The organism is Stenotrophomonas capsici (assembly GCF_034961085.1).
GTDB classification, from domain to species: domain Bacteria; phylum Pseudomonadota; class Gammaproteobacteria; order Xanthomonadales; family Xanthomonadaceae; genus Stenotrophomonas; species Stenotrophomonas capsici.
In genome coordinates, this window is sequence record NZ_JAYFUH010000085.1 from 56,265 (window position 1) to 81,660 (window position 25,396).

Below are 25,396 nucleotides of genomic sequence, written 5' to 3' on the forward strand. Positions count from 1 at the left end.
GGGCATGGCACAATGGGGCTTCAGATGAAGACGGTTGCCTGATGTCCTATCTCGTCCTTGCCCGCAAGTGGCGTCCGAAGCGTTTTGCCGAGCTGGTGGGCCAGGAACACGTGGTCCGCGCGCTGAGCAATGCGCTCGACAGTGGCCGCGTCCACCACGCCTTCCTGTTCACCGGCACCCGCGGTGTCGGCAAGACCACCATTGCCCGCATCTTCGCCAAGTCGCTGAACTGCGAGCAGGGCACCAGCGCCGACCCGTGCGGCCAGTGCCGGGCCTGCCTGGACATCGACGCCGGCCGCTACATCGACCTGCTGGAAATCGACGCCGCCTCCAATACCGGCGTGGATGACGTGCGCGAGGTGATCGAGAACGCCCAGTACATGCCCTCGCGCGGCAAGTACAAGGTCTACCTGATCGACGAAGTGCACATGCTGTCCAAGGCGGCGTTCAACGCGCTGCTCAAGACGCTGGAAGAGCCGCCGGAGCACGTGAAGTTCCTGCTGGCCACCACCGACCCGCAGAAGCTGCCGGTCACCGTGCTCAGCCGCTGCCTGCAGTTCAACCTCAAGCGCCTGGACGAGGAGCAGATCCGCGGCCAGATGACCCGCATCCTCACCGCCGAGGAGATCGCGTTCGACGACAGCGCCCTGGTGCAGCTGGCGCGCGCAGCCGATGGCTCGCTGCGCGATGGCCTGTCGCTGCTGGACCAGTCCATCGCCTATGCCGGTGGCGCGCTGCGCGATGACGTGGTGCGCGCCATGCTGGGGACGGTCGACCGCACCCAGGTGGCGGCGATGCTGGACGCCCTGGCCGATGGTGATGGCACGCGGCTGCTGCAGGTGGTCGCGGCGCTGGCTGATTTCTCGCCGGACTGGAGCGGCGTGCTGGACGCGCTGGCCGAGGCGCTGCACCGCATCCAGGTACAGCAGCTGGTCCCGGGCACCGTGGTGCCGGGCGAGGGCGTGGATGCGGTGGCCTTCGGCCAGCGGTTGCGCCCGGAAGTGGTCCAGCTCTGGTACCAGATGGCCCTGGGCGGCCGTCGCGACCTGCACCTGGCGCCCAGCCCGCGTGCCGGTTTTGAAATGACCGTGCTGCGCATGCTGGCGTTCCGTCCGGCCGGCGCGGTACCGGCCGTGCCGGAAGGCTCGGGGCAGGGCACCGGGGAACAGGTCGGTGCCGCAACGACGGGCAGCGGTGTGACGGCCGCGGCCGTTGCCGCGCCAGTGACTGCGTCCAAGCCGGTTGCTGAGCCCGTGGTGCCGGTGGCACCGCCTGCAGCCGTGGCCGACGTGGCTGTGGCACCGGTGAAGCCGGTCGCGCCGGTCGTGGCCGCATCCGAGCCGGCGCCGCCGGCCAAGTCGCAGGTAGCCGATGACGACCTGCCGCCGTGGGCGGTGGAGGCGGCTGAAGCCGCCGCGCGTGACGAGGCGATGGCGGCGGAAATGGCGATGTCCGAACCGGTCGAGGAAGCGCCGGTACGTCAGGCCGCGCCGGCGGTTCCGGTGGCCCCGACCGCGCCAGCGCGCCCGAGCGGAATCGAGATCGCCCCGGCCGCCAAGCCGGCGGCCACCGGCGGTGGGCGCGCGCTGGACAGCGCCGAACAATGGCTGGACCTGATCGTCGACAGCGGCCTTTCCGGCCCGTCGCGCGAACTGGCCGCCAACACGGCGTTCGTCAGCTTCCAGAACGGCGTGCTGAAGCTGGCGCTGCTGCCGGGCTTTGAGTACCTGCAGTCCGAGCGCGCGTTGGCGACGCTGGCGCAGGCCTTGTCGCAGGCCTTGGGCAGCACTCCGAAGATCGTGATTGAAACCGGCAACGTCCAGGCCGAGACGTTGCACGAGCGCGCTGATCGCCAGCGCGGTGAGCAGCAAACCGCGGCCGAAGCCGTTTTCATGGCCGACCCCCAGGTGCAGCAGCTGATCCAGCAGGGCGCCCGGGTCGTGGCCGACTCCATCCGTCCCTTCAAAGAGTAAGAACCATGCGCGGCAATATCGCCCAAATGATGCAGCAGGCCCAGAAGATGCAGGAGAACCTGCAGAAGGCCCAGGAAGAAATCGCCAAGCTGGAAGTCACCGGCAGCGCCGGTGGCGGCATGGTCAGCGTGACGCTGACCGGCACCAAGGAGTGCCGCAAGGTGCGCATCGATCCGTCGGTGCTGTCCGACCAGGAGATGGTGGAAGACCTGATCGCCGCCGCCTTCAATGATGCCTCCAACAAGATCGACGCCGAATCGCAGAGCCGCATGGGCTCGGCCACGGCCGGCATGAAGCTGCCGCCGGGCATGAAGCTGCCGTTCTGATGATGCTGGCGCCGGCCGGGCCGGCACCTGCGTTACCCGTGTCGCGAAGCCTCCGGGCTTCGCGCGCTTGTTTTGAAGAGAGCCTGTCGCGATGAGCCTGCCGCTGCTGGAACAACTGATCGAAGCCTTCCGTGTGTTGCCGGGCGTCGGCCAGAAGACGGCCCAGCGCATGGCGTACCACGTGCTGGAGCGCGCACGCGACGGCGGCCAGCGCTTGTCCGAGGTTCTGGCCGAGGCCATCGAGAAGATCGGCCACTGCGAGCAGTGCCGGGATTTCAGCGAAACCCCGGTGTGTGCGGTCTGCGCCAGCAGCAGCCGCGAGCGGCAGACGCTGTGCGTGGTCGAATCACCGGCCGACCGGCTGGCGATCGAGCACGCCACCAGCTACCGCGGCGTGTACTACGTGCTGCAGGGGCGGCTGTCGCCGCTGGACGGCATCGGCCCGCGCGAGCTGGGGCTGGACAAGCTCGAAGCCCGGTTGGCGCAAGGTGAGGTCACCGAGCTGATCATCGCCACCAATTCCACCGTCGAAGGCGAGGCCACCGCGCACTACCTGGCGCAGCTGGCGCGCCGCAACAAGGTACGGCCCAGCCGCCTGGCACAGGGCCTGCCGCTGGGTGGCGAACTGGAGTACGTGGACCGCGGCACCTTGTCGCATGCCTTCGGCAGTCGCAGCGAAATCAGCGAATAAGCCACGGTGGGGCGGTAAGCTGTAGGCCGTTCAACGCCAGTGAGCCGTCGCATGACCGATACGATTTTCGGCAAGATCATCCGCCGCGAGATTCCCGCCAACATCGTCTATGAAGATGACGAGGTGCTGGGCTTCAAGGACATCGCCCCGCAGGCGCCGGTGCATGTCCTGTTCATTCCCAAGAACGACGTCATCCCGACCCTGGACGACCTGCAGCCCTCGCAGGCGCACCTGGTGGGCAAGCTGGCCCTGGCTGCTGCCGAGTACGCGCGCAGGGAAGGCTTTGCGCAGAACGGCTACCGCATCGTCATGAACTGCCGCGAAGATGCCGGCCAGACGGTGTTCCACATCCACCTGCATCTGCTGGCCGGCGCGCCGCTGGGGCATTTCGGCGCGGCGTGAGCCGACATCGGTGGGTTTGACGACGCGCGGAACACGGTTCCGCCATGAGGGGGTGTTCGGTGGCTGGAGGCATCTGCAGGCGCATTGGCCTGCTGTTCGTGTTGTTCCCGTCGGCAGCATTCGCACAGGGCTTGCCGGAGGCATCCGTCGCCAGCGCGGCCTTCCAGCGCATGCAGCAGCTGTGTACGGCCGATGATGGCAAGACCTGGGGCGTGAGCCTGTGCGGGCCAGTGCTGTTGGCCGATCCGGCCAGCCGCCAGTTCATTGCCAACATGGACGGCGTGGATGCCGCGCTGGAGCGCGAAGGCGCACTCTTCCGTGGCCGCTTGCCCGACAAGGTGCCGGTGGCCAACACCGCGGTGGATTGGAATGGGCGTACCTGGACGATGTTGATGCTGCCGCTGCCGGAAGATCCGGTGGCGCAGTCCATCCTCTTCATGCACGAGGCCTGGCACCGCATCCAGGCGCAGATCGGCCTGCGCGCCACCCATGCCGACCAGGACCAGCTGGAGACGGCGCAGGGGCGTACGGCCCTGCGGCTGGAGCTGCGTGCGTTGCGTGCGGCAATGGAGGCAACGGACGCGGCGCAGCGGCAACGGGCCAGCCGTGATGCCTTGACCTTCCGGGGCTGGCGGCAGGCGCGTTTCCCGGAGGCGCGTGCTGCCGAGGATGCGATGGAGCGCCATGAGGGCATCGCCGAGTACACCGGCCGCATCCTCGCGCAGGATGCGGCGCAGGAAGCACACCTTGCCGAACACCTGCGCCGCGGCGACGGCGTGACCGCCTATGCCCGTTCCTTCGCCTACTACACCGGGCCTGCCTACGGTGTCCTGCTGGACCGGGCTGCGCCGGACTGGCGCACCCGTTGGAACCGGAAGGACGGATTGCCACAGCTGCTTGCGGTCGCCCTGGGGGTACCCATCGACGCCGATGAGGCCGCGTTCCGGCGTGCTGGCGCGCGCCATGGCCTGGCCGAGGTCGAGGCCGAGGAGGCCGCCCGCGCCAGGCAGCAGGCCGAGGTGTTGGCGGCCCTGCGTGCGCAGCTGGTCGATGGCCCGGTGCTGGGCGTACCGGTGAACGGTGCCAGCTTCAGTTTCGATCCGAACCGGGTGACGCCGCTGCCACCGCAGGGTGCGGTGTACGGGGTGATCCGCGCGGCAGCCGAATGGGGCGTGCTGGAGGTGCGTGGTGATGGGCTGTTGTCCAGCGACTGGAAGCGGCTGTCGGTGGCCCATGCCGGGGCACGGCAAACGGCCGAGGGCTGGGCGGGCGAGGGATGGGAGCTCGCCCTCAAGCCTGGCTGGGTGCTGCGGCCTGATGCCCGCGAGGGCGACTGGACGATCCGCCGGCAGGAGTGAGTTCTCCTGCCGCCACGAAAAACGCCGCCCGGAGGCGGCGTTTCCTGTTTGCCGTGAGCGCTGGGCGTCTTACCACCAGCCGCCGCGCCAACCCCAGCCCCAGCCGGGCCCCCAACCCGGGCCCCACGGGCCGTACGGGTAGGCAGGCACCACTTCCACTTCACGCTGCACCGGCCACAGGTAGACCACGTCGGCGTTGATCTTCGGCAGTGGGTAGTCGTACTCGCCGATCTTGGTGGTCTGGTAGCCATCGATGCGGCCGATGAAGGTCACGTCGCGGCCCGGCTCGAATACCGCCGGGTCGTAGAAGCCGGCGCGGCAGGCGATGAAGCGGCCGTCGCTGGCGTCGGAGGAGGTGCTGCTCGGGCGACCGGTACCGGTGAGCGGACGGGCGATCATCTGGAAGCAGGTCTCACCCTGGCTCGGCAGGGTTTCAATGATGCGACCACCCCAGCGCACCGGCGTACCGGTCTGCTTCTGCGCCACCGAATCACGCGGGGAAACCGTGCTGAACTGCCCCTGCAGCGGCTTGGGAGCGGTGGCACAGGCGGCCAGCGTGAGGCTGGCGGCGACAATCAGGGCAATGCGGGTGTTCATGGTGATGCTCCGGGTTTCGGGCGGTGCCTGCGCAGGTCCCGCAATAATGAAACGTGGTCGGACAGGACGCCAGCGTAGCGTGCTTCGGCGAAACGTTTGCTGAGCGCCATCAGACCGCTGCCGGGGTAGCGGAGTTCCACCCGGCGCGCCCAATCGCCGGCCGGCTCGTGGGGCTCGCGGGCCAGGCCGAGGCGGGCATAGCGCCGGCCCAGCCGGTGCCAGGCGCGCAGCAGCGGGTCGCGCTGGCGCTCGCCGCGTGCCAGCAGCCAGGCCATGCCTCCCATGGCGATTACGGCGAAGCCGGCGAACAGGGCAACCAGTTGCGAGGGCGACAGTTCCCCCACGCCGAAGGGGCGGAGCAGGTGCTGCTGGCGCTGGGCATCGAAGGAAAGGAAAGCGGTGTTCCAGCCACGGCGCATCCAGTCCCCGAACTGCAGGATACTGTCCCAGCGACCGGACAGGTCCAGTCCGTCAGCAGCGGCGCCATCCAGGGCGAGGCGGTCTTCCAGGGTGTCGTAGATGCGCTCCGGGGCTACCGCGGCGGTGGGGTCCACCCGCACCCAGCCGCGTTCGGGCAGCCACACTTCGGCCCAGGCATGGGCATCCATCCGCCGGACCACCCAGTAGTCGCCGAAGCGGTTGCGCACGCCGCCCGCGTAGCCGGTGACCACGCGGGCCGGGATGCCGGCACCGCGCATCAACACCACGAAGGACGAACTGAAGTGCTGGCAGAAACCCTGCTTCTGGTCGAACAGGAACTCATCCACGCTGTGGCGCCCGGGCAAGGGCGTGGACAGCGTGTAGGCGAACTCGCGGTGGATCCAGTCCAGGCTGCGCTGCACGATGGCAGCATCATCGGTGCCGGCCTCGCTGCGCCATTGCCGGGCCAGGGCGAGGGTCCGAGGGTTGAAGCCATCGGGCAGTTGAAGGTTCATCCGGCGCCCGCCGGGCGAGAGTGCGTCGGCAAAAACCGGGGAGGTCGAGGATTGCAGTCGCCAGCGGGTCAGTGCGGACAGCGGGCGGGCACTGGTGAGCGAGAACTCGGCGTCCATCTCCGCGTCTTCCGGCGCGTGGGTGGGTAGATCAAGGGCGACGAGCTGGCGGTTGTCGGTGGGCTCGTACTCGATCTGGTAGTCCCAGCGCGTGGCATCGGCATTGAAGCGCGGTGGCGCTGCGTCGCGCCGAGCATCCGCCCGGACCCAGAGCCGGCCGTCAAACCGGCTGAGCACGGGCCCCCGCCAGTAGCGTTGTTCGGGCGCGGGCGTGGCGCCGAAGAACTGTGCGCGCAGGGCGGGCGTGTCGTCGGCCATCAAGTCCAGCCAAGCGCTGGGGTCCATGCTGTCGGACAGGCCGGGGCGGCCCACCGCACGTTCGGGAATGCCCCAGAGCGGACTGCCCAGGCGCGGCACCAGCCAGAACGCCGCCATCGCCAGTGGCAGGGCAAGCGCCATCAGGCGGCCTACCGTGCGCAGTTGGGCCGTCACGGGCAAGGGGGTGATGCCGGCTTCCTCATCGGCCAGCCGCTGCAGGGCAAGCAGTGCGCTGGTCACTGCGGCCACGGCCAGCAACAGGGTGGTCGGACTCTGGTCGAGCAGGAACGCGGCAAAGGGCGCGAACAGCGCGAAGCCGATCAGGCTGCGTGCATCGCGCAGGCTGCGCAGCTCGCTGGACTTGATGGCCAGCATCGCGGCCAACAATGCGCAACCGGTGTCCCGACCTGGTCGAGCCCCCATCTGCCAATAGATCGCCACCAGCATGGCCGCGACCAGCAACAGGCGCAGCACCAGCGGCGAGGCATGCCGCCAGGACAGCGCCGCCACGATCACCGCCGCCGCGGCGATCACGCCTGCCAGCACGCCAGGCAACTGCAGCAACAGTGGCAACAGGGCCAGGGCGGTGGTCAGCATCGCCCCGCTGCGTGCGGTGTTGCTGGCGTCAGGAGCGTTGTCGCGCTTCATGCGGGCGGTAGCAGGGCAAGGGCGCGCAGGCACAGGTGGCGATGGGCATCGCCGCTGGCCGGGCCGATCGGTGGGGTGCCGGGCAGGCGCAACTGGTAACGGCGGCCCTCGCGTTCGGCATCGTCCACCCAGCGTGCGAGGCGGGAGATGCGGCGCTCATGGGGCAGTGCGTGCAGCTGTTGCCAGTCCAGTACCAGTTCGGTGCCGGCCGGGCGCTCGTACTCGCGCACCAGCAGCGTGTCTCGGCGTGCGGAGTGTTTCCAGGCGATGGTCCGGCGTGCATCACCGGCACGATAGGGCCGCAACTGCTGCAGTTCGTCGCCTAGCGGATGCACCCGGGTACGCGTGGAATGGTTGCCGGTATCGGGCAGGGGCGGCGGGTTGGCTTCGGGCGTGGGATAGACCAGCAGCGGTGCTTCGGGCCAGAACCAGCTCCACGCACGTACCAGGCCAAGCGGTTGGGTGGTGGAGACGCGGATGCGCGACAGGTCCATCCAGCCGCGCGCGGTGGTGGGCAGCCACAGGTCGGCCTCGGCCTGGCTGTCCTGGGCCAGGCTGGCGTTGCCGTGGACCTGTTCGTGGTCGAGCTGCAGTGCACGTCGGCTGCGGCTGTCGCTGCGTGACAGCGCGAGCCGCAACTGGATGGGGGTGCCGGCCGCCACCGGCTCGGCGGACATCGCCTCCAGGCGGAGGCCGGACAACTGCAGGTGGGCGTACACGGCACTGGCCATGGCGGTGGTGGCCAGCGCCAGGGCCAGCAGCAGCGCCGGGTTGTTGTTGTAGTTCAGTGCGCCCAGCAGCATCACGGCCAGCAGTGCGGCCAGGAACAATCCGAAGCGGGTCGGCAGCACGTAGATGCGGCGCCGGTCCAGTTGCACCGGCAGCGTTTCGGGGTGGCGTGGGCGCGCCAGCCATTGCAGTGACTGCAGGCGTTGCCGCAGGCGGTCGATCATTCAATCGACCTTGACGCTGTGCAGGATGGCGCGTGCCAGGGTCGGGCCGGACGAGGACTCGGCCTCGGCGACCAGCCGGTGCCCGGCCACGGCGATGAACAAGGCCTGCACATCCTCGGGCACCACATGCCCGCGGCCCAGCAGCAGCGCATGCGCCTTGGCCGCGCGCAACAACGCGATGCCGGCGCGCGGCGACAGGCCGACCTTCACCCCCGGATGCTGGCGACTGCGGGTCAGCAGCGCCTGCACGTAGTCGATCAGTGCGTCGCTGGCGTGCACCTGTTCCACCGCCTCGCGCAGCTGCAGGATGTCCTGGTCGGACAGGCGGGGCGTGGTGCGCGCGATCAGGTCACGGCGGCTGCCGCCACTGAGCAGCGCGCGTTCGGCCTGGGCATTCGGGTAGCCCAGGGTCAGGCGCAGCAGGAAGCGGTCCAGCTGCGAGTCGGGCAGCGGGAAGGTGCCGGACAGGTCCACCGGGTTCTGCGTGGCGATCACGAAGAAGGGATCCGGCAATGCATGCGTGACGCCGTCCAGGGTGACCTGCTGCTCGGCCATCGCTTCGAGCAGCGCGCTCTGGGTGCGCGGCGGCGCGCGATTGATCTCATCGGCCAGCAGGACGTTGCAGAACACCGGCCCGGGATGGAACTGGAAGCTGCGGCTCTGCGCGTCGTAGACCGAGATGCCCAGCACGTCGGCCGGTAGCAGGTCCGAGGTGAACTGCACGCGCTGGAACTGCAGGCCGAGCGTGGAGGCCATGGCGTGGGCCAGCGTGGTCTTGCCGAGCCCGGGCAGATCCTCGATCAGCAGGTGTCCCCCGGACAACAGGGCGACAAATGCCAGCCGTACTTCCTGTGCCTTGCCCAGCAGCAGGGCGTTGACCTGTTCCTGCGCCTTGTACAGGGAGGGCAACGTGACATCGGTTAGCATTCCGGGTGTGGCCAGACTCATGGTCATCTCTCGATTCTTGCAACTTTGAGGAAGTGTAAGTGCCTATCAGGGGGGAGCGCCGCGCCTACATCATGTTCCTGACGTTGTGGGTGTTGGCCACGGCGGTCAAGGTCCTGGTGGCGTCACGGTTGCCGTTGTTCGTCGACGAAGCGTTCTATTGGCAGGAAGGCCAGCATCTTGCGGCGGCCTATTCGGACCTGCCGGGGTTGACGGCCTGGCTGACGCGACTGGGCGTGGAAGTGGCCGGCGGGCATCGTCTCGGCGTGCGCCTGCCATTCCTGGCGCTGGGTGCATTGTTGCCGTGGATGGTGGCGTGGATCACCGGGCGTTGGTTCGGCGGGCGGATCGGCTGGCAGGCCGGTTGCCTGGCGTTGCTGATGCCGATGTCGGCCACGCTGGGCATCCTGGCGGTGCCGGACGTGCCGATGGCCATCGCGGCATTGCTCTGCCTCGGGGCGGGTGCGCGGCTGTTGCGCGGCGTGGATGCCGGCGGTGCGCTGCTGCTCGCGCTGGGCCTGGTGGTGGGGGCCCTGAGCCACTATCGGTTCCTCGGCGTGATCATCGTGGGATTCATTGCCTTGGTGCTGTTGCCGGAAGGGCGGCGTGTATTGCGTGATCCCCGGATCTGGATCGCGCTGGCCACCGGCATCGTGGCATGGCTGCCATTGATGGCATGGAACCTGGAAAACCAGGACGCTGGCCTGAAGTTCCAGATCATCGAGCGCCACCCCTGGGTGTTCAGCAGCGAGGGTCTGCTGTTCCTGCTGATACAGCCGCTGATGGTCACGCCGGTGCTGTTCGTGGCCATGGTGATGGTGGGCATCAGCGGCGTACGCAAGGCTGCGGGTGGGTTCCATCACGTGCAGTGGCGCTACTTCGCGTTGGTGGGCGCCGCCTCGACGGCGTTGATCTTCCTGCTGGGCTTCTTCACCGATGCCGAGCGGATCAGCTTCCATTGGCCGCTGCCCGGATATCTGGCCCTGCTGGTCGGGGTGCCGATGCTGCTGACGCATTGGCCGAAGGCGTGGCGGCGCGCGGTATGGGTGACGGCGGCGATCGGCCTGGTCGTCGCGCTGGGGTACTACCTGGTCGTGTCCATGCCCGGCCTGCGCCAGGAGATGGCGGGTAGCAAGTACTACCCGCGCAATTTCGCCGGCTGGTCACCGCTGGCCGCGGCCGTGCGCGAAGAGTTGCAGCACATGCCGGCCGACACCACGGTCCTGGCCGGCAGTTTCAAGGTGGGTTCCGAGCTGGGGTTCGGCCTGGACGATCCGTCCATCCAGGTGCTGCCGCATCCGCTCAACGATCGTCATGGGCGTACCGCGCAGCTGGCCCTGTGGGGCCTGGTCAGCGATGGTCATCGCGACAAGCCGCAATTGCTGGTGCTGGCTCCCAGTGACCAGCGCTACCGCGACCTGCTGGCCCGCTATCACGCGGTCTGCGAACTGGTCGGGCCGCTGCCGCCGCCACGGGTGGTGTCGTTGGACCATGGTTTCCAGCGGTTCCTGCTGTTCCGGCTACCAGCAACCCGGCAGGAGGGGCCGTGCGTCACCCCGGCGATGGCCTGGGTGGATGTGCCGGCGGCCGGTGCGTCGGTCGCGCGCGGCGCGGTCGACGTGCAGGGGTGGGCATTCAAGGACGGTGTCGGGCTGGACCGCGTGGAGCTGCTGGTGGACGGGCACAGTGTCGGTGATGCCGTCTATGGACGGGTCTTCGACATCCGCCAGGCGTGGCCGGGCACGAATGACCCGCAGCATCCGGCGGTGGGCTTCGACGCCAGGGTGGATACCCGCGCGCTGGCGCCGGGCCGGCATTGGCTGGGCATGCGCCTGCACGGCAAGGACGGCAGCGTCGAGGAATGGGCCGAACAGCCGTTCGTGGTGGAGTAGGGCGCTCTCCCGGGTGCTTGCGCTGCCGGCGATCAGGGCAGCGCGTAGCCGGCGCGCCGCAGCAACTGTGACAGGGCGATCAGCGGCAGGCCGACCAGTGCGGTCGGGTCGCTGCAATGGATGGCCTCGAACAGGCTGATGCCCAATCCCTCGCACTTGAAGCTGCCGGCACAGTCCAATGGTTGCTCGGCGTCAACGTAGCGGCGGATTTCTTCGTGGTTCAAGGCGCGGAACCGGACCCGGGTGACGTCCATGGCCTGCAGGTGCTCGCGGCCATTGTCCAGGCACAGCGCGGTATGGAAGCGCACCTCCTGGCCGGACATGGCGGCCAGTTGCGCGCAGGCGGCGTCGACAGTGCCCGGCTTGCCCAGCGGCGCCCCATTCAGTTCGGCGACCTGGTCCGAGCCGATCACCCAGTCGCCCGGGTGTCCGGCCGCCACGGCCTGCGCCTTGGCCGCCGCCAGACGGGCGGCCAGCGCAGCCGGCGCCTCCCCGGCCAGCGGGGTTTCATCGACTTGGGGGGCGATGGAGCTGAACGGCAGCCGCAGCCGGGACAGCAATTCGGCCCGGTAGCGGGAAGTGGAGGCGAGGATCAGGTCGGTCATGTGGGAAAATGGCGGATCCGGGCGTGGCAGTCTGCTGCGACCAGCCCGTGGTGACAATGATTCCTTGCCGCCGGGTTTGACAGCGGCGGGCCTGGTCCTTAACATTCTGCAGCTTATGTCCGCGAACGTGCCCGAATTGCTGGATGCTTGGCGGATGGTCGCAGCACGCAGGTGCTTCGATGGCCAGGTGCCCTTGTCCGATTTGCCCCGCCTGCAGGGCCTTGTTGCCGATGCCGAAGGGCAGTGCCGTTACGCACTGGAATTTGGGCGCGACGAGGTGTTGAAGGTAGCCTATGTCGAGTTGACCATCGATACCGAGCTGCCGCTGATCTGTCAGCGCAGCATGCAGCGTTTCCTGCTGCCGGTGGCGATCCGCCAGCGACTGGGCCTGATCCGCGACGAGGAAGAGGAATCGGCGCTTCCGCCGGATTACGAAGCGCTGCTGGTGCCGGAAGATGGCAACCTGCAGCCGCTGGAACTGGTCGAGGATGAATTGGTGTTGGCGGTGCCGGTGGTGGCGCTGGCACCGGGGAGCGAGGCGGTCGAACGTGACTGGCCGGCGACCGAAGAGGAACAGAGCAAGGCCAATCCGTTCGCGGCATTGGCGGCGCTGAAGAAACAATAGCGGCCGGTTATCGTCGGCGGCTGCGGCGAAAGCGAGTAGTGCAGGACGCTGGCGTCCCGTGCAATTAAACGACGAAGCAAACGAACCGAGTTTGGAGCAATCCCATGGCTGTGCAGAAATCCCGTGTTACCCCGTCCCGCCGCGGCCAGCGTCGTGCGCACGACGCCCTGAGCGCCAAGCAGCTGTCCACCGACCCGACCACGGGTGAAGTGCACCTGCGCCACCACATCACCGCCGACGGTTTCTACCGTGGCAAGAAGGTGATCACGACCAAGTCGTCCTCGGTCGTCGAAGAAGATTGATTCGTGACTGCCGCCACGTACGCGTGGCGGCGGTTGCACCGATTCTTCCGGGGCCGCCTTCGGGCGGCTTCGCGCAACAGGAAACAGCATGAGCAAGCGGATCTACTCGAGGATCGCGGGCACTGGTAGTTACTTGCCCGAGAAAGTGTTGACCAACGACGATCTGACCAAGATCGTGGACACGACCGATGAGTGGATTCAGTCGCGAACGGGTATCCGTGAGCGACATATCGCTGCCGAAGGCGAAACCACCAGCGATCTCGGCTATCACGCCGCGGTGCGTGCGCTGGAGGCGGCCGGCATCGAGGCTTCGCAGCTGGACATGATCGTCGTGGGGACCACCACGCCGGACATCATTTTCCCGTCCACCGCCTGTCTGATCCAGGCGCGCCTCGGCGCGGCCGGCTCGGCGGCGTTTGACGTCAATGCGGCATGTTCGGGCTTCCTGTTTGCCCTGAGCGTGGCCGATAAATTCATCCGCAGCGGCGACGCCAGGCATGTGCTGGTGATCGGTGCGGAAACCCTGACCCGCATCGTCGACTGGAACGACCGCACCACCTGCGTGTTGTTCGGCGATGGCGCGGGCGCCGTCGTGCTCAAGGCCGACGAAGACACCGGCATTCTCAGCACCCACCTGCATGCCGACGGCAGCAAGAAGGAGCTGCTGTGGAACCCGATCGGCGTGTCGGTCGGCCTGGACAAGCCCGGCAAGATCAACATGAAGGGCAACGACGTGTTCAAGTACGCCGTCAAGGCGCTGGACTCGGTCGTCGACGAAACCCTGCAGGCCAACGGCCTGGATAAGTCCGACCTGGACTGGTTGATCCCGCACCAGGCCAACCTGCGCATCATCGAAGCCACGGCCAGGCGCCTGGACATGTCGATGGACCAAGTGGTGGTGACCGTGGACAAGCATGGCAACACCTCGGCCGGCTCGGTGCCGCTGGCACTGGATGCGGCGATCCGCTCCGGCCGGGTCGAGCGTGGCCAGCTGCTGCTGCTGGAAGCCTTCGGCGGCGGCTTCACCTGGGGTTCGGCGTTGCTGCGTTACTGATCACGGTTTGCGTGCCGGCCGCGGCGTGAGGCGGCGGCACGGGTGATCCGGGAGGTTGCGTCATGGCAGAAGCCATTCTTATCGAGGGCCAGCGTGCGTGGCTCAAGTACTACGGTGAAGGCAGCCGGGCATTCGCCCTTGGCCTGCTGAACCTTGTCGCCCATCGTTTCGGCATGGACGCGTTGCGGCCGCCGCCGCACCGGGGTGGCGAGCAGGCGCGTGACATCGAGGCGCGCCGCCTGGCCGAGTTGCGCGAGCAGGGCGTGAACGTTCCGGCCGTCATCGGCGAGGGGCGGGCGGCCCTGTTGCTGGAGCATACCGGCGACTCCTTCAACCAATGCATGCGCGATGCCGATGATGCCGGCCGCGACCGGCTGGTGAAGGCCGCCATGGCCACCCTTGCCGATGCGCATGCGCGCGGGGCCTACCTGGGCCAGCCGCTGCCGCGCAACATGACCTGGGACGGCGAGAACGTCGGTTTCCTCGATTTCGAGGAGGACCCGCTGGAAGTGATGGACCTGCCCACGGCGCAGGCGCGCGACTGGCTGATGTTCGGCTACGGCGTGGCCAAGTACTACGACCACCGTGGCGAGGTCTTGCAGGACCTGCTGATCGAGGCGATGGAGCGGGCGCAGGGGCCGGTGGTCGAGCAGGCCAACGAGGTGACCGCGCGGCTGCAGTCACTGGCGCGCCTGTTGAAGCGGGCGGGCCGGTCCGGCCGGGTGCTGGCGCAGGCCATTTTCGCCCTGCACGCGGCCACTTCGCTGGGCCTGGTGCTGCTGACGGTGGTCTGCGTGGACTGGCTGATCGACGGCCAGGTCGACCTGCTGGGCATGCTCGGCTGAGCGCCCTGCATACGCTTCAGTACAGACGAGCGGGCAGGTTCGCGCTTATGATGCCCCGCTTCGAAGTGCAGCAGATGACCGCGTGACTGATTCCCGACTCGCTTTCGTGTTCCCCGGCCAGGGCTCCCAGTCCCTGGGCATGTTGGCCGAACTGGCTGAATTGCACCCGCAGATCCGCGAAACCTTCGCCGAGGCGTCCGATGGCGCCGGCGTGGACCTGTGGGCGTTGTCGCAGGGCGGCCCGGAAGAGCAGCTCAACCGCACCGAGTTCACCCAGCCGGCACTGCTGGCTGCGAGCATCGCGGTGTGGCGCCTGTGGAACGCACAGGGCGGTGCCAAGCCGGCCGTGCTGGCCGGGCACAGCCTGGGTGAATACACCGCGCTGGTCGCTGCCGGTGCCTTGTCGCTGCGTGAAGGCGCACACCTGGTGCGTCTGCGCGGCCAGCTGATGCAGGACGCGGCCCCGGCCGGCGTCGGCGCCATGGCGGCCGTGCTCGGTGCCGAGGACGCTATGGTGCTGGAGGTCTGCGCCGAAGCGGCGGGCAGCCAGGTCGTGGTGCCGGCCAATTTCAATTCCCCGGGCCAGATCGTCATTGGTGGCGATGCCGACGCGGTCGACCGCGCGCTGGCGCTGCTGGCCGAGAAGGGCGTGCGCAAGGCGGTGAAACTGGCCGTCAGCGTGCCCTCGCACACCCCCTTGATGCGTGAAGCCGCCAACCGCCTGGCCGAAGTGATGGCCGGGCTGGACTGGCGCGCGCCGCAGCTGCCGGTGGTGCAGAACGTCGATGCCAAGGTGCATGACGGCGTGGATGCCATCCGCCAGGCGCTGGTGCAGCAGCTGTACCAGCCGGTGCAGTGGACCGGTTGCGTGCAGGCGCTGGCCGCCCGTGGCGTGAGCCGCGTGGCCGAGTGCGGCCCGGGCAAGGTGCTGACCGGCCTGGTCAAGCGCATCGACAAGACCATCGAAGGCCGCTCGCTGGCGACCCCGGCCGATTTCGCCGGTGCGCTGGAAGAGTGGGCCAACTGATCCCATGGGCATGAGGGCGGGCGCAACCTGCGTCCGGCCGTGAACGGCTGCCGCCACCGCGGCGCCGCCTGAAAGAAGAGAGAAACCGCATGAGCAAGCCATTGCAGGGTGAAATCGCGCTCGTCACCGGCGCCAGCCGCGGCATCGGTGCCGCCATCGCCGACGAACTGGCCGCCCAGGGCGCCACCGTCATCGGCACCGCCACCACCGAGTCCGGCGCCGCCGCCATCGGCGAACGCCTGGCCGCGCAGGGCGGCCACGGCCGCGCCCTGAACGTGACCGAGCCCGGCGCGGTGGACGCGCTGATCGAGGCGGTCAGCAAGGAGTTCGGCGCCATCACCATCCTGGTGAACAACGCCGGCATCACCCGCGACAACCTGCTGATGCGCATGAAGGACGAGGACTGGCAGGCCATCCTCGATACCAACCTGACCAGCGTCTACCGCACCTCCAAGGCGGTGATGCGCGGCATGATGAAGGCGCGCAAGGGCCGCATCATCAACATCGCCTCGGTGATCGGCGTGACCGGCAATGCCGGCCAGGCCAACTACGCCGCGGCCAAGGCCGGCATCATTGCCTTCTCCAAGTCGCTGGCCAAGGAAATCGGCAGCCGTGGCGTGACCGTGAACGTGGTCGCACCCGGCTTCATCGATACCGACATGACCAAGGACCTGCCCGAGGACGCCAAGGCGGCGATGCTCGGCCAGGTCGCGCTGGGCCGCCTCGGCGAGCCGGCGGACATCGCCAAGGCGGTGGGCTTCCTGGCCGGCCCGTCGGCCAGCTACATCACCGGCGAAACCCTCCACGTCAACGGCGGGCTGTACATGCCGTAAGCGTGTGGTGCAGGGACTGCACCCAAGTGGTTGATCGCCGGGGTTTTTTGCCAGAATGCATCGGCCCGGCGCTTTCCACTACACTATCCCACGGCCATCACCACGTGGTGGCGTCTTTTGAACCACTACTCCATCTGGAGCGATATCCAATGAGCACCATCGAAGAACGCGTCAAGAAGATTGTTGTCGAGCAGCTTGGCGTCAAGGAAGAAGAAGTCACCAACAGCGCATCGTTCGTCGATGACCTGGGTGCAGACTCGCTGGACACCGTCGAGCTGGTGATGGCGCTGGAAGAAGAGTTCGAGTGCGAAATCCCGGACGAGGAAGCCGAGAAGATCGGTACCGTCCAGGCTGCCATCGACTACGTCAAGGCGCACGTCAAGGCGTAATCCACGCCTGACAGAACGCGGCCGGCATGAACTTCCGCCCGCGTTGCAAATCCATGGGGCCGCGGATGCGGCCCTGTGCTTTTCACCGCTTCAACCCCCGCCCCCGTGAACGGGGCCAGGAGAATCCGCAATGAGTCGTCGCGTCGTCGTTACCGGCATGGGCATGGTGTCGCCGCTGGGCAATGATCTGGCCAGCAGCTGGGAAGGCATCATCAATGGCCGCTCGGGCATTGGCCCGCTGACGAACGTTGCAGATGCCTATCTGGAACGTTTCACCACCAAGATCGCAGGTGAGGTCAAGGATTTCGACATCACCGCCGACAACCCGTTGTTCGGCAAGTTCAGGGTCAGTGGCAAGGATGCCAAGAAGATGGACCCGTTCATCCACTACGGCCTGGGTGCCGCCTTCATGGCGCTGCATGACTCTGGCCTGGAAATCACCGAGGCCAATGCCGAGCGCATCGGCGCCATCGTCGGCGCCGGCATCGGTGGCCTGCTGGGCATCGAGGAACAGACCATCGAGTTCCACGAGGGCAAGAAGATCTCGCCCTTCTACGTGCCCAAGACCATCATCAACATGCTGCCGGGCCAGCTGAGCATCATCACCGGCCTGAAGGGGCCGTCGTTCTCGGCGGTGTCGGCCTGCGCCACGTCCAACCATTCCATCGGCACGGCGATGCGCATGATCCAGTACGGCGATGCCGACGTGATGGTCGCCGGCGGCGCCGAGCGGGGTTCCTCGCCGACCGCCCTGGGCGGCTTCTGCGCGATGAAGGCCATGTCCACCCGCAACGACGCACCGGAAAAGGCATCGCGCCCGTGGGACAAGGGTCGCGACGGCTTCGTGCTGGGCGATGGTGCCGGCATCCTGATCCTGGAAGAGTACGAGCACGCCAAGGCGCGCGGCGCACGCATCTACTGCGAGCTGGCCGGCTTCGGCGCAAGCTCCGACGCGTACCACATGACTGCGCCGAGCGAGAACGGCGAAGGCGCCGCCCGCTGCATGGTCGCGGCGATGAAGGACGCCGGCGTCACCCCGGAGCAGGTGGGCTACCTCAACGCGCACGGCACCTCCACGCCGCTGGGCGACCTGGGCGAGACCATGGCGATGAAGACCGCCTTCGGCGAGCATGCCTACAAGCTGCTGGTCAGCTCCACCAAGTCGATGACCGGCCACCTGCTCGGCGCGGCCGGCGGCGTGGAAGCCATCTTCTCGGTGATGGCGCTGGAGACCGGCATCATCCCGCCGACGATCAATCTGGAAGATCCGAGCGAAGGCTGCGACCTGGATTACGTGCCGAACGTGGCCCGCAAGGCACAGGTGGACGTGGTGATGTCCAACGGCTTCGGCTTCGGCGGCACCAACGGCACGCTGGTGTTCAAGCGCATCTAAGCTTTAAGCCCCTCTCCCGCAAGCGGGAGAGAGGTTGGGGTGAGGGCGGCTTTTTTAAGGGCTTTAGCAGCTCCCCCTCATCCGCCCTTCGGGCACCTTCTCCCGCAGACGGGAGAAGGGAAGAGCCTGCATTTCTGACATTTCGGGCCCACGATGCACATCCTCCCCCTGCACGCCGACACCGACCTGCTGGGGCTGCATCGGCTCGCGCCGCATCGCTATCCCGTCCTGCTGGAATCCACCGCTGCCGGCAAGCAGGGCCAGTGGGACATGCTGCTGATCGCCGACGGCGGGCAGCTGCGGCTGGAAGCCGATGGCCAGGTGCATCGTGAAGACGGCAGCGTACTGGCCGGCACCTTCCTCGACGTCCTCGACCAGCACTGGCAGGCGCTGCGCACCGCGCGCGCGCCGTTGTTCGCTGAATTCCCGTTCCGCGGCGGCTGGGCGCTGCTGCTGGATTACGAACTGGCCGGGCAGGTCGAGCCGATCCTGAACCTGCCGGCGCGCGCCGATGGCCTGCCGTCCGCCGTGGCCCTGCGTTGCCCCGCCGCGATCCTGCGCGAGCGCGACAGCGGGCGCTGCGTGGCGGTGGCCGAGGACGACCATGCCGGGCTGCTGGCCGACCTGCAGCAGCACGTGCAGGACGCCACCGCGTTGGCGCCGCTGCCGCGCTGGCAGGCCCCGGCGGACATCACCGAAGACGCCGGCCAGCGTTTCACCGATGGCGTGCGCCGGGTGATCGATTACCTGCATGCTGGTGACGTGTTCCAGGTGAACCTGTCGCGGCGCTGGCAGGCGCACTTCGACGCGGCACTGCCGCCGGAGGCGCTGTATGCGCGCCTGCGCACCGCCAACCCGGCGCCATTCGCCGGCCTGTTCGTCGCCGCCGGGCGGGCGGTGGTCAGCTCCTCGCCGGAGCGCCTGGTATCGGTGAGCGGTGACGTGGTGCAGACCCGGCCGATCGCCGGCACCCGCCCGCGGTTCGCCGGGGACGACGATGCCGCGCGCATCCAGGAGCTGGTCGGCCACCCGAAGGAACGTGCCGAGCACGTGATGCTGATCGACCTGGAGCGCAACGACCTGGGCCGCATCGCCGCGGCCGGCAGCGTCGAGGTCGATGAACTGATGACGGTGGAAAGCTACGCCCATGTCCACCACATCGTCAGCAACGTGCGCGCCCGCCTGCGTCCGGAGGTGACGCCGGGCGAGGTGATCGCCGCCACTTTCCCGGGCGGCACCATCACCGGCTGCCCGAAGGTGCGCTGCATGGAAATCATCGCCGAGCTGGAACAGACCGCGCGCGGGGCCTACACCGGTGCCTTCGGCTGGCTGAACCGGGACGGCGACATGGACCTGAACATCCTGATCCGCACCGCCGAGGTGCAGGGCGCGGCGGCGACGTTCCGCACCGGCGCCGGCATCGTGGTCGATTCGGACCCGGCCAAGGAACTGGACGAGACCCGGGCCAAGGCACGCGGCCTGCTGCGGGCGCTGGATCCGGTCGAATGAAGGCTGCCTTTGGCCGGCGTTGCCGGCCACGCGGTATCCTGCGCACCGGATTGAATTGATCGGGGTGACCATGGCGGGTGCCAAGCGCGGATGTCTGGCAGTGCTGGCGGTGGTGGTATTGCTGGTGGCATTGGCCGGCGCTGCGGGTGTAGCGCTGGTGTGGGTGCGGCAGGTGGATTTCGCCGTGACTCCGGTGACCCCGAGCCAGCCCAGCGTGGTGGTCGCTTCCGGCGATTCGTTCAGTACCGTGCTCGGCAAGCTGCGCGCGGCCGGCATCGACGAAGGCCATGACCTGCAATGGCAGTGGCTGGCGCGGGAGCTGGATGCGGCCGGCAAGATCAAGGTCGGCGAGTACGCACTGGAACCGGCGCCTACCCCGGAGGCCCTGCTGCGCAACATGCGCCAGGGCAAGGTGCTGCAGTACCGGGTGACCATCGTCGAGGGTTGGAACATCCGCCAGCTGCGCGCCGCGCTCAACCGCGCCGATCCGCTGCGGCACACCACCACCGAGATGAGCGACAGCGAGCTGATGGCGGCGCTGGGCTTCCCTGACCAGCACCCGGAAGGGCGCTTCCTGCCGGAAACCTACGTCTACCAGCGTGGTGACACCGACGTGGACGTGCTCAAGCGCGCCCATGCCGCGATGGAGAAGGAACTGGCCGCGGCCTGGGCCGACCGTGCCGATGACCTGCCGCTCAGCTCGCCGTACGAGCTGCTGACGCTGGCATCGATCATCGAGAAGGAAACCGGCCTGGCCAGCGAGCGCCCGCAGATTGCCGGGGTGTTCGCCCGTCGCCTGAAGATGGGCATGCGCCTGCAGACCGACCCGAGCGTGATCTACGGCATCGGCAGCGCCTACGACGGCAACATCCGCAAGGTGCACCTGACCACCGACACGCCCTACAACACCTACACGCGCGCCGGCCTGACGCCGACGCCGATCGCGATGCCGGGCCGTGATGCCCTGCACGCCGCCGCCCGGCCGGCGGCAGGGGATGCGCTGTACTTCGTCGCCGTGGGCGACGGCAGTGGCGCGCATGCGTTCTCGGCCACCTATGCCGAGCACAACGCCGCGGTCGCACGCTACCTGCAGCGGCTGCGCGGGAAGAACAACGAGGCAGTACAACAATGAACCAAGCGTTGCTCCGGCATCCGCGTTTCGTCAGCCTGGAAGGCGGCGAGGGTGCCGGCAAGACCACGGCGATCAACGCCATCCGCGACCTGCTGCGGGCACAGGGCCATGAAGTGGTGTTGACCCGCGAGCCGGGCGGCACGCCGTTGGCCGAACGCATCCGCGGGCTGGTGCTGACGCCGGATGCGGAGATCGCCGGCGAGCCGCTGTCGCCGGAAGCCGAGCTGCTGCTGGTGTTCGCCGCGCGCGCCCAGCATGTGCGGCAGGTGATCCGGCCGGCGCTGCAACGCGGCGCGTTCGTGGTCAGCGACCGCTTCACCGATTCCAGCTACGCCTACCAGGGCGCCGGCCGCGGCCTGGACCCGCAATGGATCGCGGACCTGGAAAAGCGCGCCGTTGGCCTGCAGCCGGGGCTGACCCTGCTGCTGGACGTGGACGTGGCCGTCGGCCGCGCCCGCGCCAATGGCCGCGACCTGTGGCCTGACCGCATCGAGACCGAGCAGGACGACTTCTTCCAGCGCGTGCGTGCGCAGTTCCGCCAGCGCGCCCAGAACGACCCGCAGCGTTTCAGCCTGATCGACGCCAGCCAGGACCAGGCCGGCGTCGCCGCCCAGGTGCGCGGCGCAGTCAGCCACTGGCTTGAACAGGAGCGCGTGCATGAGTGAGCCCTTCGCCCCCTGGCAGCAACGCGCCTATGACCAGACCGTGGCCGCGCTCGACGCCGGGCGGCTGGGCCACGGCCTGCTGATGTGCGGGCCGGCGGGCATGGGCAAGCGCGCGGTGGCCTTGAAGCTGGCCGAGCACGTGCTTGGGCATGGCGTCGATGCCGCCGTCCGGCAGCGCAATGCCCAGCTGATCGCCGCCGGCACCCACCCGGACCTGCAGCTGACCTCGTTCATCCCGAACAAGACCGGCGACAAGCTGCGCACCGAGATCGTCATCGAGCAGATCCGCGAGATCTCGCAGAAGCTGGCGCTGACCCCGCAGTACGGGGTGGCGCAGGTGGTGATCGTCGACCCGGCCGATGCAATCAACCGCGCCGCCTGCAACGCCCTGCTCAAGACGCTGGAAGAACCGGCGCCCGGCCGTTACCTGTGGCTGGTGAGCGCCGACCCGGCGCGGCTGCCGCAGACCATCCGCAGCCGCTGCCAGCGGCTGGAGTTCCGGCTGCCGCCGCGCGAGGAAGCGCTGGCCTGGCTGCAGGCACGCGGCTACACCGAAGGCGTCTCGCGCGAGGCGCTGGATGCCGCGCGCGGCCACCCGGCGCTGGCCGACCGGTGGCTGCAGGGCGAGGGCATGGCCCTGCGCCGGCAGGTGGCCAGCGAGCTGGAGCAGCTGTCGTTGGGCAAGCTGGGCAGCGTCGAACTGGCCCAGCGCTGGACCGGCGACGAGCACGCCGACCTGCGCCTGCGCCATGCCGCCGACCTGGCCCTGAAGAAGGCTGCCGACGGCTTGACCGATCCGGCGCGATTGAACAAGCTGGCCGCCTGGTTTGATGCGGCCAACCGCACCCGCGACCTGCTGCGCACCACGGTGCGCGCCGACCTCGCCGTGGTGGAGCTGCTGCTGGCGTGGAACGCGGCCAACCAGATGCAATCCAAGGGGACCAATCGATGAGTGCGATGAACGCACGCCAGGGCATCCTGTCGCTGGCAGTGAAGGACAAGGCCGCGCTGTACAGCGCCTACATGCCGTTCGTGAAGAACGGCGGCGTGTTCGTGCCCACGCCCAAGCGCTACTTCCTGGGCGATGAAGTGTTCCTGCTGCTGACCCTGCCGGATTCCAGCGAGCGCCTGCCGGTGGCCGGCAAGGTGGTCTGGGTGACCCCGCTGGGCGCGCAGGGCAACCGCCAGGCCGGCATCGGCGTGCAGCTGGCCGACGGCGTGGACGGTGAGGGCATCCGCAACAAGATCGAGACGCTGCTGGCCGGCACCTCGAGCTCGGACAAGCCCACGCAGACGATGTGAAGATTGTTTGTGAAAACCGTTGACGTGCTCGCTCAAGCCCCTATAATGAGCGGCTCGCAACACGGGCGGTTAGCTCAGCGGTAGAGCATTGCCTTCACACGGCAAGGGTCACAGGTTCGATCCCTGTACCGCCCACCATAAAAATCAAAGTGTTGCAGAAGAACCGGCGAAAGCCGGTTTTTTGTTGTCCTGCAAAGCTCCTGCAAACTGACTTCGCTAATTCGCGTCGTCGATGGCCCTTCTGTTGCGTCCTCCAATCGGAGAGAGCAATTGCGTCAGCCCGGGCCAGCCCCAATGTAATTTCTTGTGGTTGGCCCGTTGACTTAGCCACAACATGTGGTATATCGCCCCTGCCGGGGCGGATGTACAATTGCTTCGCATGGCGCTTAGCGAATGCTTGCGCTGCCGAGTCTGCAGGACATGGCCTGTGGACTCCTGACTACCTCCCCCCTGGAGTGACTGACATGACGTATTCGCCAGCCACCATTGCCAACTATTTCATCGACAAAGCGTCGCGTGAGGTGCGGGCGGTTACGCCTATGCAACTCCTCAAGCTGGTGTATATCGCGCACGGCTGGCATCTCGGGTTCCGTGGTGAGCCACTAATCAACGAGCCCGTCGAGGCTTGGCAGTACGGTCCAGTAATCAAGAGTCTGTACCGTTCGATCAAGCACTATGGGAGCTCAGCAGTGACCGATCGTTTGAGCACTTCTTTCTTCCCATGGGCGGGACCCTCAACGGTTGAGGACCCGAAGGTGGTGAGCTTGCTCGATAGTGTTTGGGAGGGGTACAGCCACTTTGGAGGAATTAAACTCTCCGAAATGACGCATATGAAGGGATCGCCATGGTGGAAGGTTTGGAACGACGAGGGAGGGCATGCTCGGAAGAATGCTGTCATCCCCGATGCGGACATCCAGAAGTTCTACCAGAAGAAGATTCGCGCGCATAAGGAAGGGCACTATGAATCAAGGACGCGGGACCAAGCCCAAGAGCGGCGATTCAAGAGCGAGCGCAAAGCCGTCGACGCCAATTGCTGAAGAAGATGGCTCGGCGGAAGCGAGTACTATCACTGATTCAGCTAAGGATGAAGGGGCTGTAAAGCCCCCCGCACCGGCAAACGGCGACCCGGGGAAAATCGATCCAGATCTAACTCCCGATGGAATGAAAAGGGAGCTCGAGAAGAACGTAGCCGCAAATAGAAGTAAGCGCTGGTGGGCGTTTGCGTTTGTTGGGCTCGTAGTTGCGGCCTTCTTCGCACTGCTTCTTGCTGCTTTCTGCAAGTTATTTTTTGGTACTTATCTGGTCGATGCCATCAAGGCGGCCAACGAGAGCTGGCAGTGGCATGTGCTGGTGTTCCTAGGTGTGTCTCTTGTGCTGCTCGCAGCTATACCACTTTCTCTCAGCTTGGCGATGGTCAAGATGATTGGAGGTGGGGGCCAGGAGGAATCGGGAGCAGCGGTGAAGACTCCGTCTGTTGAACTCGTGAAAGCATTGGCAGACATCTTCAAAGCCGTAGCAGCGTCGATTAAGCCGTAAGACATGCAATGGTTGCGGGTGAGCGGCCTTCCTTTCAGTTGGCGCTGTGTCTCTACGGGACCTGAAGGATCGGATCTAGACATCAAGGAGGTGGGGGATGCAGTTTGCATTGCTTACGATAGATGGAAGTGATCTCGGTGCGGCTCAGGTCGAGCTGTTGCAACCCTCTGAACGAGGTTTGCTGAGGGGGCAGCTCGTATGTAGAACATGTCGTGGTCCGGCGCATTTTCGCCGGAGAAGCACGAATGGAAATGCCGCGTGTTTTGCAGCAAGACATGTCTCCGGCTGTCCCGAGGCGGTGTTGTCTGATTCGCCTTGGCCAGAGCCAGGTGATGAAGAGGTTGCTCGGTGGGAGGCGAATGAAAATGTTATTGCCTTGGCCATCGATGGTGCTGAAGATGCCACTGAACCTGATGATTCAACCGCTCGCGTAAGGACGCCAGGCCAAGGAGCCCACCGGTATGCTAGAACCGGTCCGGCGTTTGGTTCGACCATTCAACGTGGAGCAACGAACTTGCTTCGTCAATTGGTCAACTGGCCTACCTTCAAAACGTCTTCCGTGAACATGCGCCTCCCGAGTGGAGAGCTGGTTCCTGTACACACGTTCTTCTCGCGCGTTAGGGATGCAAGCAGGGAGGGACATGTTGGTCATCTGCGTGGATTTTGGGGCCTTGTGCATACGTTGGATGATTGGAATGGGCGCGGCCTGTGGATTAACAGTCCCCCTGCTTACAATTTGGATTCCCTCAGGCTGTTCCTGCCAAGCTCTATTCATCCCGCGATAATCGAAAAGTTTGGGCTAGCGAGTATTGATGAGCTGAGGGGGCGCTACGTGCTGCTAATTGATACTGCGCGAATTTCTGGCGGTAACAGATTTATGGCCGATGTGTATCAGGTGGAGAGGTTTGCGACCATTCCTAAACCCGAGAACGACCCTAACGACTGACCCGCGAAGACAGCGAAGGCTCCCTAATAATCGTATATCTAGGTGATGTTCGCGTCGTTTTCGGTCGATTTTCATTGCTCATTGTGGGCAGCGGCTAGGTAGCATTTACTCGGCGGGGCACGTCACATCTGGGTGCAG

The 25,396-nt window shown here is 66.9% G+C and carries 27 protein-coding genes and 1 tRNA gene; 23 read left to right on the forward strand and 5 right to left on the reverse strand.

Annotated elements, in window-relative coordinates; genetic code table 11:
• Nucleotides 1-41: 41 nt before the first annotated feature.
• The 5 genes from dnaX (at nt 42) to VA603_RS07505 (ending at nt 4,750) form a co-directional block, all read left to right on the forward strand.
• Nucleotides 42-1,973 (forward strand): DNA polymerase III subunit gamma/tau, encoded by a 1,932-nt coding sequence (gene dnaX, locus VA603_RS07485; RefSeq protein WP_323438411.1) that lies wholly within the window; start codon nt 42-44, stop codon nt 1,971-1,973.
• A gap of 5 nt (nt 1,974-1,978) precedes the next feature.
• Entirely contained in the window at nt 1,979-2,299 is a 321-nt protein-coding gene (locus tag VA603_RS07490) for a YbaB/EbfC family nucleoid-associated protein (protein ID WP_132864806.1), read from the forward strand.
• 91 nt (nt 2,300-2,390) lie between these two features.
• Nucleotides 2,391-2,990 (forward strand): recombination mediator RecR, encoded by a 600-nt coding sequence (gene recR / locus VA603_RS07495; RefSeq protein ID WP_132864805.1) that lies wholly within the window; start codon nt 2,391-2,393, stop codon nt 2,988-2,990.
• 51 nt (nt 2,991-3,041) lie between these two features.
• The gene (locus VA603_RS07500; protein WP_132864804.1) at nt 3,042-3,392 is read left to right on the forward strand and encodes a histidine triad nucleotide-binding protein; all 351 of its coding nucleotides are present in this window, start codon (nt 3,042-3,044) and stop codon (nt 3,390-3,392) included.
• Nucleotides 3,393-3,451: 59 nt separating this feature from the next.
• Nucleotides 3,452-4,750 (forward strand): hypothetical protein, encoded by a 1,299-nt coding sequence (locus VA603_RS07505; protein WP_323438412.1) that lies wholly within the window; start codon nt 3,452-3,454, stop codon nt 4,748-4,750.
• 69 nt (nt 4,751-4,819) lie between these two features.
• Here VA603_RS07505 and VA603_RS07510 read toward each other — a convergent pair whose 3' ends face one another.
• Genes VA603_RS07510 through VA603_RS07525 form a run of 4 tightly spaced genes read right to left on the reverse strand, consistent with a single transcriptional unit; the run spans nt 4,820 to nt 9,212 of the window.
• Complete coding sequence (locus VA603_RS07510) at nt 4,820-5,347, reverse strand: Slp family lipoprotein (RefSeq protein WP_132864802.1); 528 nt, start codon at nt 5,345-5,347, stop codon at nt 4,820-4,822.
• Nucleotides 5,344-7,305 carry a transglutaminase TgpA family protein gene (locus VA603_RS07515; RefSeq protein WP_323438413.1) on the reverse strand — a complete coding sequence of 654 codons (1,962 nt, stop codon included), beginning with the start codon at nt 7,303-7,305 and terminating at the stop codon, nt 5,344-5,346. Before VA603_RS07515 ends, VA603_RS07510 begins: the two co-directional genes overlap by 4 nt.
• Nucleotides 7,302-8,258, reverse strand: a complete 957-nt coding sequence (locus tag VA603_RS07520; RefSeq protein WP_323438414.1) for a DUF58 domain-containing protein — start codon at nt 8,256-8,258, stop codon at nt 7,302-7,304. The genes VA603_RS07515 and VA603_RS07520 overlap by 4 nt, the downstream gene beginning before the upstream one ends.
• The gene (locus VA603_RS07525; protein WP_425603675.1) at nt 8,259-9,212 is read right to left on the reverse strand and encodes an AAA family ATPase; all 954 of its coding nucleotides are present in this window, start codon (nt 9,210-9,212) and stop codon (nt 8,259-8,261) included. It lies immediately after the preceding gene.
• A 38-nt stretch (nt 9,213-9,250) separates the two neighbouring features.
• On the opposite strand from VA603_RS07525, the gene VA603_RS07530 reads away from it, so the two are divergent.
• The gene (locus tag VA603_RS07530; RefSeq protein WP_323438498.1) at nt 9,251-11,095 is read left to right on the forward strand and encodes a glycosyltransferase family 39 protein; all 1,845 of its coding nucleotides are present in this window, start codon (nt 9,251-9,253) and stop codon (nt 11,093-11,095) included.
• 32 nt (nt 11,096-11,127) lie between these two features.
• Here VA603_RS07530 and VA603_RS07535 read toward each other — a convergent pair whose 3' ends face one another.
• Nucleotides 11,128-11,700 carry a Maf family protein gene (locus VA603_RS07535; RefSeq protein ID WP_323438416.1) on the reverse strand — a complete coding sequence of 191 codons (573 nt, stop codon included), beginning with the start codon at nt 11,698-11,700 and terminating at the stop codon, nt 11,128-11,130.
• Between the two features lie 115 nt (nt 11,701-11,815).
• On the opposite strand from VA603_RS07535, the gene VA603_RS07540 reads away from it, so the two are divergent.
• From VA603_RS07540 to VA603_RS07620, 17 genes are all read left to right on the forward strand, one after another.
• Nucleotides 11,816-12,325 carry a YceD family protein gene (locus VA603_RS07540; RefSeq protein ID WP_323438499.1) on the forward strand — a complete coding sequence of 170 codons (510 nt, stop codon included), beginning with the start codon at nt 11,816-11,818 and terminating at the stop codon, nt 12,323-12,325.
• Between the two features lie 104 nt (nt 12,326-12,429).
• On the forward strand, nt 12,430-12,627 hold the full coding sequence (gene rpmF / locus VA603_RS07545) for a 50S ribosomal protein L32 (RefSeq protein ID WP_132864798.1): 198 nt from the start codon (nt 12,430-12,432) through the stop codon (nt 12,625-12,627).
• 88 nt (nt 12,628-12,715) lie between these two features.
• Nucleotides 12,716-13,681: a beta-ketoacyl-ACP synthase III gene (locus VA603_RS07550; RefSeq protein ID WP_132864797.1), complete on the forward strand. Its 966-nt coding sequence runs from the start codon at nt 12,716-12,718 to the stop codon at nt 13,679-13,681.
• Between the two features lie 62 nt (nt 13,682-13,743).
• Nucleotides 13,744-14,526: a BUD32 family EKC/KEOPS complex subunit gene (locus VA603_RS07555; RefSeq protein WP_323438417.1), complete on the forward strand. Its 783-nt coding sequence runs from the start codon at nt 13,744-13,746 to the stop codon at nt 14,524-14,526.
• An 82-nt stretch (nt 14,527-14,608) separates the two neighbouring features.
• Complete coding sequence (gene fabD / locus VA603_RS07560; RefSeq protein WP_192286527.1) at nt 14,609-15,553, forward strand: ACP S-malonyltransferase; 945 nt, start codon at nt 14,609-14,611, stop codon at nt 15,551-15,553.
• An 89-nt stretch (nt 15,554-15,642) separates the two neighbouring features.
• Entirely contained in the window at nt 15,643-16,386 is a 744-nt protein-coding gene (fabG, locus tag VA603_RS07565) for a 3-oxoacyl-ACP reductase FabG (protein WP_132864794.1), read from the forward strand.
• 149 nt (nt 16,387-16,535) lie between these two features.
• Nucleotides 16,536-16,775, forward strand: a complete 240-nt coding sequence (gene acpP, locus VA603_RS07570; RefSeq protein WP_132864793.1) for an acyl carrier protein — start codon at nt 16,536-16,538, stop codon at nt 16,773-16,775.
• A 130-nt stretch (nt 16,776-16,905) separates the two neighbouring features.
• Nucleotides 16,906-18,168 carry a beta-ketoacyl-ACP synthase II gene (fabF, locus tag VA603_RS07575; RefSeq protein WP_313253991.1) on the forward strand — a complete coding sequence of 421 codons (1,263 nt, stop codon included), beginning with the start codon at nt 16,906-16,908 and terminating at the stop codon, nt 18,166-18,168.
• A 153-nt stretch (nt 18,169-18,321) separates the two neighbouring features.
• On the forward strand, nt 18,322-19,677 hold the full coding sequence (locus VA603_RS07580) for an aminodeoxychorismate synthase component I (protein WP_323438418.1): 1,356 nt from the start codon (nt 18,322-18,324) through the stop codon (nt 19,675-19,677).
• Between the two features lie 70 nt (nt 19,678-19,747).
• Nucleotides 19,748-20,809, forward strand: coding sequence for an endolytic transglycosylase MltG (mltG, locus tag VA603_RS07585; RefSeq protein WP_323438500.1), 1,062 nt, complete (start codon nt 19,748-19,750; stop codon nt 20,807-20,809).
• Nucleotides 20,806-21,474, forward strand: coding sequence for a dTMP kinase (gene tmk / locus VA603_RS07590; RefSeq protein ID WP_192286523.1), 669 nt, complete (start codon nt 20,806-20,808; stop codon nt 21,472-21,474). The genes mltG and tmk overlap by 4 nt, the downstream gene beginning before the upstream one ends.
• On the forward strand, nt 21,467-22,426 hold the full coding sequence (locus VA603_RS07595) for a DNA polymerase III subunit delta' (protein WP_323438419.1): 960 nt from the start codon (nt 21,467-21,469) through the stop codon (nt 22,424-22,426). The genes tmk and VA603_RS07595 overlap by 8 nt, the downstream gene beginning before the upstream one ends.
• Nucleotides 22,423-22,776 carry a PilZ domain-containing protein gene (locus VA603_RS07600; RefSeq protein ID WP_132864788.1) on the forward strand — a complete coding sequence of 118 codons (354 nt, stop codon included), beginning with the start codon at nt 22,423-22,425 and terminating at the stop codon, nt 22,774-22,776. The genes VA603_RS07595 and VA603_RS07600 overlap by 4 nt, the downstream gene beginning before the upstream one ends.
• A 63-nt stretch (nt 22,777-22,839) precedes the next feature.
• A tRNA-Val gene (locus VA603_RS07605) sits at nt 22,840-22,914 on the forward strand.
• A gap of 326 nt (nt 22,915-23,240) precedes the next feature.
• Nucleotides 23,241-23,813, forward strand: a complete 573-nt coding sequence (locus VA603_RS07610) for a Panacea domain-containing protein (RefSeq protein WP_313319653.1) — start codon at nt 23,241-23,243, stop codon at nt 23,811-23,813.
• Nucleotides 23,737-24,312, forward strand: a complete 576-nt coding sequence (locus VA603_RS07615) for a hypothetical protein (RefSeq protein WP_323438420.1) — start codon at nt 23,737-23,739, stop codon at nt 24,310-24,312. Before VA603_RS07610 ends, VA603_RS07615 begins: the two co-directional genes overlap by 77 nt.
• 97 nt (nt 24,313-24,409) lie before the next feature.
• Nucleotides 24,410-25,258: a hypothetical protein gene (locus tag VA603_RS07620; protein ID WP_323438421.1), complete on the forward strand. Its 849-nt coding sequence runs from the start codon at nt 24,410-24,412 to the stop codon at nt 25,256-25,258.
• Nucleotides 25,259-25,396 lie beyond the last annotated feature (138 nt).